Source organism: Pseudomonas sp. TSRC2-2 (genome assembly GCF_049897785.1).
Classification (GTDB): Bacteria; Pseudomonadota; Gammaproteobacteria; order Pseudomonadales; family Pseudomonadaceae; genus Aquipseudomonas.
On record NZ_JAFCWZ010000002.1, the window covers coordinates 146671 to 163045 of the forward strand.

Here is a 16375-nt window from a genome sequence, read left to right on the forward strand (position 1 = left end):
TCGTCGTCATGGCACGTTGCTTTAGCTGATTTTTTAAAAATAATTGGTGGCATCCCGCCAGCCCAGCAAACGCGGGGATTTGACGCCAGAAATCAGCACGTCATCAAACATGACTCAAGGTGTTTCAGCAGATTTACACCCCAGCGAACAGAATCCTGCGCATGGCAGCTCTCGTCGCTCGAACGGAGCGCAAGATATGGATGGTGAAAATCCACACACAAAAACGCCGCCAGGGTAAGGCGGCGTTCTTTAATGCAACCGGCAGTCAGTCAACGCGTTCAATGATCGCCGAGCCCCACGACAGGCCGACACCAAAGCCGCTCAGGGCGACGCGCTTATGCTGTGAACCCATCACGTGCTTTTCAAGCAGCAGCGGAATACTGGACGATACGGTATTGCCTGTCTCGGTCATATCCTTGACAAAACGCTTGGGGTCACCGCCCTCGAAACGCTGGGATACCGCATCAACAATCGCCGCGCTTCCCTGGTGCAAGCAGTAAAGGTCGATGTCCGTGGCTTGCAATTGGCTTGCATCAAGCAATTGCTGCAAGTGAGCCGGCACTTTGACCAAAGCGAAATTGTAGACCTGACGACCATTCATGAAGAACTTGCCATCGGTGGTACGCAAAAATTCCGCGCCTGCGCCATCGGTGCCGAAAAGCGAATTGCCCAACTGCCAGTGCGCACCTTCGCCCATCCAGGTCACCGTTGCGGCATCACCGAACAGCATGGTGGTGTTGCGATCTTCAGGGTCGACAATCTTGGAATAAGGGTCGGCAGTGATCAGCAGACCGTTTTTCAGCCCGGCAGCCTCCATGAAACCCTTCATGGCATACAAGCCGTACACGTAGCCGGAGCATCCCAAAGAGATGTCGAAGGCGGCGATATGGGTCGGCAGACCGAGCTTGTGCTGAACGATCGCGGCAGTGTGCGGTAAGCCTTCAGCATCGCCGTTCTGAGTGACAACGATCACAACGTCGATTGAGGCCGGGTCCAACTCAGGGTTACCGGAGAACAGGGCATTGACGGCCTCGACACACAAGTCGGAGGTTTCCTGTCCGGCGCTTTTGCGGGGCAAGAACGTCGAACCGATCTTGCCGAAGATGAATTCCTGATCCTTACCGAATTTCGCGCCTTGCGCGTAATTGTCCAGCCCTTCAGCCGGCACGTAACTGGCGATACTTTTAATGCCAATCATATGGCTTCCCAATTCAGAAAAAGCAAAATGCCCACCAGGCACCACGAATGCGCGCCAGGCAACAAACGCCTGACAACACCGTTCGCCGGCTTAGCTGTCCCGGTTGCGGGAATGATAACAGTGAAGATGCCCGCCGTGACTTCCGAGTCACGCGCTTTTATCGAATCGGTTGCCGACAGGGCCAAAAACGGCACGAGGCGCATCCGAAGCCTGGGGCGACCTGCTCACTGATTGGGGTGGGTTTTGCAAAGGCAGTTTCATCCGCCATGACTGAAAACCGCCACGAATGGCGGCTGGTGAAAACTTCTGGCTGGAGGTTTTCCTGTTTCCCGGGCCGAAGACCTTCAGGCCTTCAAGCAAGATCGGCCAGGGCTGCAGGGCCCTGGCCTTTGGTGAATTCGTGAAGCTTTTCCAGGACATCATTGACGATGGCCTCACGACCTTCCATCGCGCTCAGTCGTTGAACAGCTTCGTTCAATCGCCGAATGTCTTCGGGAAACTCAAAATAGCTGAAAATCTGCTCACTTCCGGAAACCTTGCCATTCTCAAACTTTGAGATCGCTTTGATCATTCGGTTCGGATGCTGGCGTATGCAGGCTTCGTCTTTGACGAAAACGGCGAGGAAGTCGCTCCATACATCCTCATGCTGAGGGGTGATGAAGGACTCCAGCAACGCGGGGTTCATACCTTGACGCTTGGCCCAGGTGACCAAGGCACTCCCTGCGTCAGGGTAGAAACGCCAGCAGTCGACCGGATAACGGTGAAAGGCGCCGTTAGAGGGCACGTTGATGAACATAAGGCCATCCGCCTTTAGAACCCTCAAGCACTCCGTGAACGACAGCCAGAACATTTCTGAGTGCTCAAGGCAGGAGGAGCTGACGATCACATCGACAGACTCACTCTCGAACGGAAGGCTGTACGGGTCGGTCAAGACGACGTCGACCCCTTTTCCGACGACGAAGTCAACCCCAATGTAGTGCACGCTGGACGGCGCGACTTCCCGAAGTGACCCGTTCACGTTTTGTGCGCCAATCTCGACGACCACGCAAGTTGAGTCTTCACCCAGATAGGTATCGAAAAACAATTGTCCATTTTGCATTGCGGTGGGGTGCATATTTTCAAATTTCCAATCGGAATGAAGATAAGGTGTCGACGCAGAACATCAACCTGCTACAGCCCTGAACACGTACTGCAACGGTAACGCATCCTGGACAGCCATCTCCGGATCCCTCCCCGCCGCCGCAGCCATCGCATGGATCACTGGCAGAAATCTCTCGCGCTGAGGCTCTTCAAAAACGCGTGGCACGCCCGCTTCGACAGTCAAACCGGCCTGGTTGAACATTTCGAGCATGGTGGTCAGCGTAAACCAACGAATATGTGTTCTGTCGAACAGACCGGAGTCTTCATAGCGGAAATCACCCACACTGAGCCGCGCCTGAACACTCCAGTGCTGAGCATTTGGAATGCACGCGACGACACAGCTGCCGGGGGCACTCGCCTCACGGATTCTCTGCAAGAGCTGCCATGGGTCGTAAAGATGTTCAAGCACATCCCCGAAGACCCAGCAGTCAGCGGCCAGATCGCCGGCAAGCAAATCATCGCTGGCCGTTTCGATATTCATGTCAAGCACACGATCACAGTGCTCGCGTGCCAGTTGCGCATAGCCTGCATCGATCTCGATCCCGGTGTAATGAACATCGGGGTTCAGTTTTCTGTATTCGCGCGCCAGCGCACCCGAGCTGCAGCCGATCTCCACGACACGCTTGGCATTGGCAGGCATCAGCTTGAGTAAATCCGGGTTATGGAACTGATGGACCGGCGTTTGTTTCTGCACAGTAGCCTCCTGAGGCTTTCGGGTGTCTGTAACGGCATACTTTTCCTGATAACGGCGAAAGCTCTCGCGCCACGCAGGCGTACCGAACGCACCTGCGCTTTCATGGACAACGCTCAACGGCCACGTGCCCATGCTCATACCGTTCAATTCAGCCGAACGACAAAAATCCATGTCATAGAAATGAAACTCGAATTGCTCGTCAAAGCGCACTCCGGCCTGTTCCAGGCGCTCGCTGTCCGCCGCAAGCAGCAGCCCGTCGAGCAGTTTGCAAGGTTGTGGCACAGGCCCGAAATTGGAGACGACACAGGGGAAACTATTGCCGTGCCCGACCATACCACTCAGGAAGCACGCCTGATCCCAAGTGAACCGGTCATCAATGAAGGCCCACGCGGGTTGCCCCTCAACACGCCGTGTGTTGCCTGCAAGCCCGACAATATCGAACGCTGCAACGCCTTCGCGTATCCGCTCGCTCCACAAGAAGTCACACAGGTGCACATCGTCATGAACGAACACCAGAATGGCAGGATTGTCCCGGGCTTCATCAATGACGCGGTTGTAAATAGTCGAAAGCCCCTGCGTATTCTCGGCAAAAAGCCTGATTTCAACGGGATTGGCCGACTGGTGGATCAACAAGGAGCGGCCAAGAGCAGTCTCGGTGGAGAACTCCTGCTCAGACACGCGCGTTCCACATACGATTCGAATAGGTTTCATGCGGGCACTTCGTTATTGAATTTGGACAAGGACACACGACGTCGCGGTATCTCGCGCCTTGGCTACCCCCGTGAGTCACAACGTGAAGCCGCCCCCCTGACCAGGGAGCAGCCGCACTTAACCGGTAATCACGCCAAGGCGCTTACAACATCGCCATCCAGGCCAACTCGCCAACGGTGTCAGGCGTCTTGTCAGATGCCGCCCCGGTGAAAGCCTGTGGCCAACGCTCGGCCAGCGCCTGCGCCACACCGGCGTCAGGTGCCGAGAAGTCTGCAACGCTGATCTGAGCCTGCGGCGTCCATACCACCGTAAGGCCCGCGTCCTTTGCCAGCAGGCACAACTCGATATCCGCACCTGGCAGCGCCTGCATACCGCCGCACTGCTCGAACAGTGACTTGTGCATCATCAGGCAATCCCCGGAAACAGCCATGCAACCACGCACTGACAATGGCCATTGATCAGCGGTGCCCAGCCAAGGCGAGTCAATTTGTGGGCCGCTCAATAAACCATAACCGGCATGCGCCAAGGTTGAATCAGCGCCATACAGCGCGCCCCCGACAACGCCGACTTCAGGGCGTTGTGCCTCGTTGAGCAAGCCTTCAAGCCAGGCAGGGCTGATGACCTCTGCGGTGGCCGACAGCATTACCAGATATTCGCCCTTGGCCTGGCTCGCCGCCAAATTGAGCAAGTCGTTACGCGAAGCACCGGACTCTGCGTTCAACACCCGCACACGGTTGCCCACTCCACGGTGCTCGCCCACTTCGTCAGCGCCACTTTCACCCGAGCACGCCACGATCACTTCATAACGTGGATAGCGCGTACGTTGCAGCACGCTGGCCAGGCACGCCTGCAACGGCGCTGCACCCTCCTCGCTGGCCAGCAGGATGCTGACCAATGGCGTGGCGGCATGACGAAAATCGATCTGCAACACGCAAGTGCCGTCGTCACTGACATGACCACGATAGCCCAGTAGCCTGAGGTGACGTTCCAGCACTACCTGGGCTTGGGTCATCAATGCCTGCGATGACTCTTCGCCGAGCACCAGGTAGTCATCCAGATGAGCAAGGCAGGCCACGCCCTGCGATTCCACCAGACGCAGCAGCAGGTCAAGCTCGACGGCCTGAGGCTGGGCATCGCCGAAGCCTCCCAGGTCGAGCACGGCCTGACGTCGTATCAGCCAGTGGCGAGACATCAGGGCAGGTTGACCGCGCAGCAGATCGAGATCGGCACCTGGTCGCACGACGCTCTTCAAGCGCCCGTGGCTATCGCGTTGCACTTCGTTGGCGCAGATCGCCTGGCAGGTTGCTGCATGACTCAGCTCCAGCGACAAGTGCAGCAATCCGCCAGCGAGCAACTGCTCACCGGCCTTCAGCAGCAGCATCCATTCACTCTGCAATTGGCGCACGGCCTGATTCAGGTGGGCGACCCAGTTGCCCTCCGTAACCTGAATGAAGTGCAGGGTGTCACGCGCAGTGGTGATCACCGGCGGCTTACCGGCCTTGAGCACCAGCAGCTTGAAATTGCGTACGCCACTGGCAAGCAGACTGTCGAAGGTGGCTTGCAAGGCGTCGTCATCGTCGGCGAGATCGAGCACAACGAATGCAATTTGCTCACCGGGCGAGCGCGCCAGATGCGCAGACACACGTTCACGCGCGAGCTCATCCGGCGTCGCTGCCGCCAGCGTCGCCAGCACTTGGCCCGAAGGGGTAGCGGCCAGGCTCTGCTGCGCATCATAAGACGGGATCTGCGCCAGCCGCTGGAGCCAGGCATTGAGCTCACTGGCAATAGCTTCGTCGTCTTCGCTGGTCAAGGACGAGACCAGCCGTTGGCAAACCTCGCGATTGAACCGGCCCAACTCCAGCGCCTGCCAGTAACGATGCTGGAGACTTCCGCGGGTATCGTTGGGGTGAGTCAGCAAGAGTTCGCGTTGGCGAACCCAACTACCCTCCAAGGCCTGGAACTGCTGCCCGCCCGCCGGCCAGGCATGACAGAGAAACTCCAGCGAGGTCAGGTATTGGAACACTGACCCGCTGTAGTACGGAAGTTCGACGAACTGACGCGGCTCGAATACCCGCTCCGGATCCTCTTTGACACTCGTCCAGGACGAAGTGAACAGCAGCGGCTGCTCCAGCGCGGCAAAGGTGTTGCGGACAAAACGGTTGAGCAGTGCAAAACCTGCCTCCCCCGTGCACAGGCCAAACCCGGCCGCATCCCACTCAAGCAGTGCGCGAACGGCCTGGGTGAAGCGCTCTTCCTGAGCGGCAACGGGCAGCGTGCAAGGCGCGTACTCACAAATCACATCGGTCTGCTCAATGGATTCGATCCCGCCCTGCGCCAGCAGTGCATAGGACAGTGCTACGCGCCAGCCGGAGAAATCCAGGTAACCCGGCACTTGCGCCAGTGCGCTCTGCAAGGCCTCGACTCGCAGTACCGCTCGCCAGGCAGGCTGGGCCGCCTCGGCGTACTGGCGCAAACGAGCAGTGGCGCTGACTTCGGACATGGGTGCGCGGACAGAGCCGACTTTGTGATAAGCCGCTTGCCCATTGCCTAGCGCATAAGCCAGTGCGTAACCCTGAGCCCCTATGGCGTGCGAGGCTGCCTGCAAACGAACAGCGGCAGCGTCCAGAGCTGCGGGCAAGATGAAGTCGCAGTCCAGCGCGAGGACCACCAATGGTGTCGTCACGTTATCCAGCGCGTGGGCCAGCCGCTGGCTGCACAACGTCCCGCTGCCGGCATGCAACGACTCCAATGACAGAAAGGAGACTTCGTTCTGATCGTAGAAGTGCTGTGTCCGTGCTCGATAGCCCGCCTGTTCATGCCCGAGCAGAACGACCGTAACATCACTGCGCGACCCGGTTGCGATTGCGTTCATAGCGTACCTGTTTCAAATAATGGGTTCAGCGCCCGGCTTGGCCGGGCGTCAGGGTTCAGTCCGCCAGCCAGGCATTCGCCCAGTGCTGCAGATGACGCGGTGTAAGCAAATAGTCTCGTAACACCACTTCACGCAGGGCATCGCCTTGACGGTAGCTGGCCTGGGGATCCGACAAGTGCATGCGAATCGCCTCCAACCACTGCTCAGTCGAGTTTTCGCGCACCCGCGTGCATGGCAAGTACCCCGCATAGGCCTTGGTGTCGGTGCAAATCACAGGAAAGCCGCAGACGCCATACTCCAGCAGGCGCAGGTTGCTCTTGCAGTCGTTGAACAGATTCTGCTCAAGCGGAGCCAGGGCCAGGTCGAGATTGAGGCTGGCCAGCTTCTGCGGGTACTGAGCCAGCGGTACGCCTCTGTGGAACTCTTTTACGTAGGGACGAAGAATGTCGGGGCACATGCCGAAGAAGACCCAGTCGACTTCATCGGCCAGGCATTTGACGACATCCAGCATCAACTCAAGGTCACCACGGTGACTGGTTCCCCCCGCCCATCCGACCCTCGGCTTGATACTCGTCTGGCGCTCGCTGGTCAGCCCGGCCCACAGCGAGGCTGCAAGCATGTTGGGTACCACACGAATATCCTGATGCATGTGTGACAGCGCATCGGCCAATGGCTCGGTAGAAACGACGAGCCGATCACACAGACCTATGGCCTGACTGAGTTTTTGCGCGGTGTCAGCCGGCCAGTTTCGGACATGGTCGTTCTTTTTCGGCGGATCGATGATGTAGTCATCGATCTCGAAGATTCGGCGGGCGTTGGAGAATTGCTTGAGCCGTGCGATCTCCTTGCTGCTTTCGTTCGCATAGCGAAGCTGGATGATAATGACATCCGGCTTTTCCCGTTCTGCCTCGACAGGTTTCGGCATGCTGTAGCTCAGACGCCCCTGAATCCAGCCGGCGCGTTCCAGCTCACTGAATGGCTGAATGACGCGGTAGTGACCGACACCGGACGCATTGAACGGCAAAGCCAGCACTGAAGGCATCGCGCGGTCGATGAAAGGATCCCAGCCAGTGCGCAGACCGGGTTCAAGGTTGAAGCTTCCCTGGGTCAGGCTCAGGTTTCGATTGTAATTGGGGTCACAAGCGACCTTGGGCAGCCACCGCTGATAGAAGGCTTGCTGGTCGGCCTCCTGATCGATGGCCGAGGCAGCGCTTGCCATACCCAATCGCGCCACTTTGGAAAAAGGCGTCCAAACGACCAGGTAGCCAAGCTCGTGTGCCCGCAGACACAAGTCCGCATCGAGCCAACTCTGTCGCAACGAATCAGTGTCCAACCCTTGCAGCTCACGGAACAGCGTCCGGCGAACCATCAGGCAATTCAGACTCAGGGCGCTCCAGTTCTGCACCACATTCAAACGATCGAGATAACTGCTATCGACACAACCCACAAACGGGTTACCTGCCAGCCCCCGCAGGCCCAATACCAAAGCACCCGCAGCGACCGTGCCATCACGGCCGAACAGCTTGGGCCCGACGACGCCCACTTCAGGACGCTGGGCTTGTAGCATGAGTTCATCAAGCCACTGCGCATCGAACAGTGCACACTCCGCATCCAGCAATAAAAGGTAATCACCCCGCGCCTGCTCGCTGGCTTGATTCAAGCTCTCTGCTCGAGATCGCGATTGCACGCCAACGACCCGCAACTGATCGCCGCCCAGCCCTTCCATCGCCTTTAACCAGTCTTGCACCTCGGCTGATTCATCACCGTTGGCGATCAGCAGTACTTCATACGCGCCATAACGGGTGTGCTCGAACAAAGATTCGACACAACGGCGCAAGGTCAGCAAGTCTGCACAGACCGGAATCAGGATCGACACACTGGCCGACTGCGGGTGCTGATAGCGCACCCGGGTTGTTACGCTATTGGGCGTACTGTCGACCTGGGCCAAGACGCCCAGACGTTGCAGATGCGCGCGCACTACCGGTGCGGCCTGGGCCTGAATGGCGGGATCACGCATCCAGTCGGCGTAACTGTACTGACTCTGCACGAGCACTTCAGGGATATGCTCAACCACCTGCAAACCGTGGGTTTCAACCAGACGCCAGAGCACATCGTGTGACGCCAGTTCCGCGTACTGTTCGTCAAACCCGCCGATCGACGATAACGCCTCACACTTGAACGCCAACTGCCGCCCCACGTAAGGCAAGCTGCGCATCAGATCGAGATTGAAATCGGGCTTGAAAATCGGCATCGAGGGCCCTCGCCCATCGTGCGTCCCTTCATCGCTGTACAGGCATAGCATGTCCGTTCGCAAGGCCATGCGTTCGGCCATTATGACCAGCGCATGAGGGTGTAGACGATCACCTGCCTGCAGCAGAAGTATCCAGTCCGCCTGAGCGTCATTGGCCAGCAAGGTATTGATCTGGCCAAATCCGTCACCCCGCAGAACCTCATATTCCACCCCGGCAACGGCCGGTGACGTTGAACCGGCAGGCCCCAGCAACAGAATACGGCTGGCAGCGTAAGACTGCGCCGTCAGACTGTCCAACGTCGCGCGCAGCGCAAGCTCGTCATCTTCATGACAGAACACCACAGGCATGATGCGCGGCTGACAGGGCCACTGTTCGATGCGCTTGGGCAGCAGACGCTGCTGTCCCTCAGACAAACTGCGACACTCCAGCCATTCGGCATACAACGCAGCGAAATCAAGGCTGCTCGTACCCACCTGCTGGTTGAAAGTCGCGATCTGTTTGGTCAGGAAGTTTCGGAGATCCAGTTCTTCCCACACCGGGTCAGCACCGTGATACGAAACCAGCGGCAGATAGCGCACGTAGCCTTCGGCAGGAGCCTTCTCACTGGTGCGCGCAGCCAGCATCTGCAGCAGCCACTCACTCTCGCAGGCAAACACTTCAGTCATTGCCACCTGATGGCTGAGCCGGCCCGGATGCATGCGCTCAAAGCTCAAGAGTTGATCCAGGCTGGCGAGATGTCCGCGACGCAGCAAACAAATATAAAGGGCCATGTCCAGGCGTGCGACAAAACCCTTTCCATCCTGCACCAGCGAGCCAAGGTATTCCTCGACTTGAGCGCGACGGAACAGGGCATGGCTGATGCCACCGAACAGGTTGACCGTATTATCGGCGACACACGCCAGCAGGTCGGTACCGTGGAGCACGGCGCTTGTGGGCGAGATCAGGCAGTTGAGCAAACGAGAAGGAAGCAAGATGTCGTCAGCATCGCAAAGCAATCGCTGACCGATCACTATGCTCAGTTCCTCGTTTTCTTGCAGCACGTTGGCCTGGCGACTGATGCAATGGTGGACCAGGGAGTCATCGTCGCAGAGGAACTTGATCATTTCGCCCGATGCGTGATTCAAGCAGGCCAGCAGGTTGCGGGCAAAACCCAAACGCTGGTGATTACGCACATAACGCAGGCTCGCTGACGATGTCTTGGCTAACTCTTCGCAGATTGCCTCGATTTCCGGACCGGAGCTGTCATCGCATATGACGATTTCCAGATGCGGATAATCCTGATTGATCGCACTGAGGAGCGCGCCACGAAAAAATTCAGGATTGAAGGCAGGAATAGCAATGCTGACAAGGAGCCGATCGTTCATTTGGGTAACCTGGAAAGAACGCCAGGTGACGATGGCCGTCACCTGGGTGCGTGCAGCGTGGAGGGTCTATCAGAGCCGGTTGAACAGGCCGAGCGAAGCGATTTTGCTGAATGCCAATTGAGAGGCTTGCAGCATGTTTTGCTGCAGGGTCAGCCGCGTCATGACTTCTGCAGGGTCAGAGTCACGAATGGTCGATTGCGTCTGTGAATTTGCCAGCACCAGCGCTTCGTTGGATTCGATTTGATTGTCCAGCGCCGCACCGCGACCGCCGATCGAGCTGATACTGACAGAGACCTGATCGAGACCGCTGGCGAGGTTGGCCATGCCGGCGGTCATCGCCGCTTGCTGCTTTTGGGTAGCGACAGCATCACCACTGCTCGGCGTGTTGAGTGCGGTTTTCAACTGGCTCACGGTGTCCAGAATGTTCTGGGTTTCGTGGGTATTGACCGCAATATTGAACTGATCACCGTTCTGCAAAGGGTTGGCTACGGTGTCGTTCAAAGTGAACTCCACCCCGGATGCGGTAGCGGTATTGCCTACCATCGTGCCGCTGGAGACCGGTTGACTGTCGGCAGTAACCGGCGCCGCGTACAGATCGAACGTCGTGGCGCTGGTGAACTTCAGCACCGCCGAGCCACTCGGGAAGCTGGCGTTGTAAGCGGCCTGATCGGTGATACGGGTGCCAGTCGCCTGCACCGCACTTGGGTTACCGGGGCCACGGGATACGTTGAAGGTGTCCGGCTTGCCTTCAAGCGTGAACGTGCGGCCCGTCAGCGGGGCGGCAGGGTCATTGATGTTCAGGGCCAGATCGACGCCGCGAAAACTGATGCTCTGCCCCTTGGCGTTGCTGATCACGCCGCCCTGAGAGGCCTCATTGGTGACGTCGTTGCCCAGGCCGTCAGTGATCTTCAACTGCGTACCGCTGACAAACTCCACGGTATACGGCTCCCCGCCGCGAAATTTGCCGTTGTACGTCACGTTCGAACTGACCTGACCGTCGGACAAGGTCACGAGACCGTCATTGATCGAGCCAGTGACCTGGGTGCGACTGGTATTGATCGCCTGCTGGAACACTTCCCAACCGGTACTGTTGGTGGCCATCGACATGCTGTCGCCAACGGGCAGATTCAAGGTTACCTGGTCGCCGTTGTAGCTGTAGGTCCCATCAGAGTTGCGAGTGAACGGGACGGTGTCGCCCTTGGAGCCGGCAAAAATGTATTTGCCGTTTTCGTCCTGGCTGTTCATCAAGCTCAGCAGCTGGTCTTCGATCTTTCCCAGTTCCGAGGCATTGGCCTGACGGTCGGCATCGGTAAAACCGGCGTTATTGGCACCAATGGCCAGTTCCTTGGCCCGTTGCAGGACGTTGGTGATGCTGGTCATCACGGACTCGGCCTGACCCAGGGTGGCCTTGATGGTGTTGGAGTTGATCTTGTACTGGGCAAGCATCGAGGCCTGCTGGCCCAACTGCAGCAAACGCGAAGCGCCAACCGGATCATCGGCCGCGGTGTTTACGCGAACGAGGCTGCTCGCCTCTTCGCTGCTCTTGACCACATTGGCGAAGTTTTTCTGATAGTTGGCTGCCGAGGAGGCGTAAAACTGGCCGGTGGAAATGCGCATGGGCTACGACTCCTTAAAGACTGCTGATCAGTGTGGCGAAAGTTTCTTGCGCAGCCTTGATGATCTGCGATGACGCGGTGTAGTACTGCTGAAACTTGACCAGGTTGCCGGTCTCTTCGTCCAGATCGACACCCGAGAGCGAATCCCGGGCGCCTTTGGCATTGGCCAGAATGGCATCGGTGGCAGCGCTGTCGAGTTTGCCCTGCGCCGCTTTGGCGCCGACTCCTTCAACCAGCTTGCCGTAGGCGTCCGTCAGGGAAATACCTTTGCTCGCCGAGCCGGTATCCACGGTTTGCCTGGTCTGCAAACCGGCCAGGATGCTGCCGTTGCGGTTGTCCAGCGTGCCCGGCTCACTGAGGCTGATGTTGATCGCCGTACCCTTGCCAGGCGCGCCGGCCACGGTCATGTCGAAACTGGCGGTGTATTGCGTAGCCGGCGCCGGCGGAATCGGTGCGCCGGTCGAATCCTTGAGCGCGATGGTCAGGTTCAGCGTGTTGCTCTGACCCGGCTTGATGGTGCCGCTGCTCAGCACGCCACCCTTGGCGTCCAGCAATTGATATCCCTGGCTGGTGCCATCGGCCGACGGATCGCCAAACACTACCTTGACCGGTGTCGAATACTTCAAGCCGTTCTGCATTGCAGTGGCCGTCGTTGCGTCGTAGATGTCGAATTTGGTCGTCAGGGTCGGCTGACCGCTGGCCGGGATGGTCAACGTGCCGCTGGCACCCGAAGCAATGGCTGCACCCAGCGGCGCCGCAATGGCCAGACGTTTGGAGTCAGTCATTTCGGTCTTGATATTGGTCGCTGCATTGCGCGTCGGGGTGATTTTGAACGTGTCACCCGCCGCTGCCGTGCCGTTGGTGAGTTTCAACGAAAAACCGTCGATCACCGGTGGCGGGTTGGTGGTGGTGCTGAATGCGCCAATGGCGGTGCCTTCCGGCAGACGCTGTACGGTGTAGTCCGTGGCGCTGGTGAAGGTCACTCTGTAATCGTTGATGGTCAGCTTGCCGCTGTCTTTGATCGTGACTTCGAAATTACCCGAACCCACGCTGTTGCCATCGGTGGCAATGCTGCGCTGGGCGATGTTGGCGGCGCTGTTGATGCTGTTGAACAGGCTGCCGCCAAAGTCACCGTTCTTGTCGATGCCCTGCGCCTGGATCGTGTTCATCTGATCGGCAACGACAAGCGCTACGCGACCCAGCTCGTTCATCGCCGGATCGAGCACGGTGCTGCGATAGCGCAGCAGGCCGCCGATCTCGCCGCCGGTGATGTTCGCCGTCATGTCAATGACACTGGAGCCGTAGTTCAACACAACACCCAAGCGGGAAGGATCGGTTTTGCTAGGGGTCATTTCCAGTTTGCTGGAGGTTCCACCTATTACCAGCGGCTGACCGTTGCCCAGGTAAAGATCCATGTTGCCGTCACGCTCGACCACCTGCGCGCCCGTGAAAGTGGACAGCTGGCGGATGGTCTCGTTACGCGCATCGAGCAGCTCGTTCGGCTGGCCGCCGCTGCTGGAAATCTGGGAAATCTTCTGGTTCAACTGAGCGACGGTAGCCGCCAGCTTGTTGACCTGATCGGCCATGCTCGTCAGGTTGCCGTTAATGTCAGAGTTCTGTGCGTTCAACTGGCTGGAAACCGAGTTGAAACGAGCACTCAGGGCTTGCGCATCGCTGAGCAGCAATTGCCGGGAAGCATCATCGCCCGGCTTGGCATTGACGTTCTGCACCGAGGCGAAAAACTTGGTCAGCGCGCCATTGAGGCCGGTACCGCTGTCGGACAGCAGCTTGTCGAGCGGTGTGACCTGGGCCTGGTAGGCGGCCGCGTCGCTGTTGAGCGAAGTGCTGGTCTGCAACTGCGCATCGATATAGCTGTTGTAGACCCGACGCACATCCGCCAGGGTGGTGCCGCTACCGATCCAGACGTTGCCGTACTGGTTTGAGCCCTTGGTGTTTTGCACGGTTTGCTGACGGGAATAGCCGGCGGTATCGACGTTGGCAATGTTGTTACCGGTTACCACCAAAGAAGATTGGCTAGCGGATAAACCCGACATCCCGATATTGAGCAAACTCATGGTTCAGACCTTATTACCTGTGCCTTATAAAGGCGTGGTGGAGACACCCGCCGCAGCGTAGTTTTCAAAACTGTTCATCTGCTTGGCAATTTGCGAAATCTTCGTCGCGTAGTTCGGGTCGGTGGCGTAACCGGCCTTCTGCAACTCGCGTACAAACTGTTCTGGGTTATCGGCTGACTTCAGCACTTCTTGATAGCGATTGTTGCTCTGCAGCAACGTCACCAGATCGTGGAAGCTGTCCTTGTACGAGGCGTAGGAACGGAACTCGGCCGTCTCCTTGACCATCGCGCCATTGCGGAACTCGCTGGTGATCGCCCGGGCCGAATCGCCCTTCCAGTTGCTGCTCGCCTTGATGCCGAACAGGTTGTGGCTGCTGCTGCCATCCTGGGCGCGCATGACCGATTTACCCCAGCCGGTTTCCAGTGCCGCTTGCGCCACCAGATAACGCGGGTCGACGCCGATGCGGTCGGCGGCTTCCTTGGCCATCGGCAGCATGGTGTTGACGAATTCGTCAGCGGAACTGAAGGCCTTCTTCGCCGGCGCCAGCGGAATCTGCGCCATGGCGCGGCCGTAGACCTGCATCTGCCCGCCAGCGGCTTTCTGCTCTTCGGCACGGGCCAGCCAGTCGCCGTTGTACAACGCGCCGGAGCCGCTGACAGCAGCGGTCGGGGCCCGTTGCGGCAAGGCGCTGGTCGCAGCTGCCGACGTGTTGGCAGTGGCAGCACTCGGTGCCGACGGCACCAGACCGGCGAGCAAGCGATCAGCCAGTTTTGGCGGCAGAGCCAGGCGACGCTGATTGATCAATTGCATGTCGTTGCGGTGAGAAATATCGGTGTTCGGCGCATTCACCGAACGCGACGCCCACAACGGCCGCTCGCCGTTCACGCGAGACAGCGGACCGTGGGTGGCAACGGTGCCGGCGGCAATCGGCGTCGGCACGGCGGCGGCCTTGGCCAGCGCTTCCTGCTGCTTGGCGGCGGACGCGGCGGCAGCCTCGCCCGGAGCCATCGGTTTGTTCTTCGACATCTGCCGGATCAGCACGTCGGCCAGGCCGATACCACCGCCCTCCCGGGACATGGAAACCGCCAGTTGCTGGTCGTACATTTCCTGATATTGCTTGGCCGCCGGCGTGTTCAGCGGGTTGTCCTGGCCGAGCGCTTCGGTGGCCGAACGCATCGACTTGAGCATCTCGCCAAGGAACAGCGATTCGAATTCCTGCGCAACCTTGCGCATGTTTTCGTCGCTGTTCTTGTCGCCGACCTTGAGCTGGTTCAGACGATTGAGGTCGGAGTACGAACCCGAATCGCTGCTGCTGACCAGACCACTTTTGCGCATATCCATGGTGGCCGGCCTCAGATCACGATCAGGTCGGCTTGCAACGCGCCGGCCTGCTTCAGAGCTTCGAGAATCGCCATCAGGTCACCCGGCGCTGCGCCGACCTGGTTCACCGCACGGACGATCTCGTCGAGGGTGGTGCCCGGGCCGAACTTGAACATCGGTTTGGCTTCCTGCTCGGCATTCACCCGCGAGCGCGGCACGACGGCGGTCTGGCCGTTGGACAGCGGACCCGGCTGGCTGACGATCGGGTCTTCGGTGATGGTCACGGTCAGGCTGCCGTGGGTCACGGCGGCCGGCGACACTTTCACGTTCTGGCCGATGACGATGGTGCCGGTGCGCGAGTTGATGATGACTTTCGCCACCGCCTGACCCGGATCGACTTCGAGGTTTTCCAGGATCGACAGGTAATCAACGCGCTGGCTCGGATCCAGCGGCGCAGTGACACGGATCGAGCCGCCGTCGATGGCTTGCGCAACGCCAGGGCCGAGCATGTCGTTGATCTTGTCGACGATGCGCTTGGCGGTGGTGAAGTCGGAGCGGTTGAGGTTCAGCGTGAGGCTGTTGCCCTGGTTGAAACCGCTCGGCACCGAGCGCTCCACCGATGCACCGCCAGGGATACGACCGGCCGACGGAACGTTGACGGTGATCTTCGAGCCGTCACGGCCTTCGGCATCGAAACCGCCGACCACCAGGTTGCCCTGAGCGATCGCATAGACGTTGCCGTCGATACCCTTGAGCGGCGTCAGCAGCAAGGTGCCGCCACGCAGGCTCTTGGAGTTACCGATCGAGGACACGGTGATATCGACCTGCTGACCCGGTTTGGCGAACGCCGGCAGATCGGCACTCACCGACACCGCCGCGACGTTTTTCAATTGCACGTTGCCCGATCCCGGCGGCACCTTGATGCCGAACTGCGAGAGCATGTTGTTGAAGGTCTGCAAGGTGAACGGCGTCTGCGTCGTCTGGTCACCGGTGCCGTTAAGCCCGACCACCAGGCCGTAACCGATCAACTGGTTGGAACGCACGCCGGAAATGCTGGCGATGTCTTTCAGCCGCTCGGCGTGTGCGGTGAACGCCGCAGACATCAATAACGCGGCCACCATAAGGCTTTTCAG

At 58.9% G+C, this 16375-nt stretch carries 9 protein-coding genes; all 9 read right to left on the minus strand.

Annotation, left to right across the window (positions count from 1 at the left end; translation table 11 throughout):
* Positions 1 to 265: 265 nt before the first annotated feature.
* Entirely contained in the window at positions 266 to 1198 is a 933-nt protein-coding gene (locus ACP7D9_RS03710; protein ID WP_426156175.1) for a ketoacyl-ACP synthase III, read from the minus strand.
* Between the two features lie 352 nt (positions 1199 to 1550).
* Positions 1551 to 2312, minus strand: coding sequence for a class I SAM-dependent methyltransferase (locus tag ACP7D9_RS03715; RefSeq protein WP_426155738.1), 762 nt, complete (start codon positions 2310 to 2312; stop codon positions 1551 to 1553).
* Positions 2313 to 2360: 48 nt separating this feature from the next.
* A complete protein-coding gene (locus ACP7D9_RS03720) occupies positions 2361 to 3743 on the minus strand; it encodes a class I SAM-dependent methyltransferase (protein ID WP_157830881.1) in 1383 nt (460 codons plus the stop codon).
* Between the two features lie 142 nt (positions 3744 to 3885).
* Entirely contained in the window at positions 3886 to 6615 is a 2730-nt protein-coding gene (locus ACP7D9_RS03725; protein WP_426155740.1) for a glycosyltransferase, read from the minus strand.
* Between the two features lie 55 nt (positions 6616 to 6670).
* Entirely contained in the window at positions 6671 to 10231 is a 3561-nt protein-coding gene (locus ACP7D9_RS03730; RefSeq protein WP_426155742.1) for a glycosyltransferase, read from the minus strand.
* Between the two features lie 69 nt (positions 10232 to 10300).
* A complete protein-coding gene (locus ACP7D9_RS03735) occupies positions 10301 to 11848 on the minus strand; it encodes a flagellar hook-associated protein 3 (protein ID WP_101158624.1) in 1548 nt (515 codons plus the stop codon).
* Between the two features lie 13 nt (positions 11849 to 11861).
* Positions 11862 to 13922: a flagellar hook-associated protein FlgK gene (flgK, locus tag ACP7D9_RS03740; RefSeq protein WP_101158623.1), complete on the minus strand. Its 2061-nt coding sequence runs from the start codon at positions 13920 to 13922 to the stop codon at positions 11862 to 11864.
* A gap of 24 nt (positions 13923 to 13946) precedes the next feature.
* Positions 13947 to 15263: a flagellar assembly peptidoglycan hydrolase FlgJ gene (gene flgJ, locus ACP7D9_RS03745; protein ID WP_426155744.1), complete on the minus strand. Its 1317-nt coding sequence runs from the start codon at positions 15261 to 15263 to the stop codon at positions 13947 to 13949.
* Positions 15264 to 15274: 11 nt separating this feature from the next.
* Positions 15275 to 16363 (minus strand): flagellar basal body P-ring protein FlgI, encoded by a 1089-nt coding sequence (locus ACP7D9_RS03750; RefSeq protein ID WP_256589804.1) that lies wholly within the window; start codon positions 16361 to 16363, stop codon positions 15275 to 15277.
* Between the last annotated feature and the right edge of the window lie 12 nt (positions 16364 to 16375).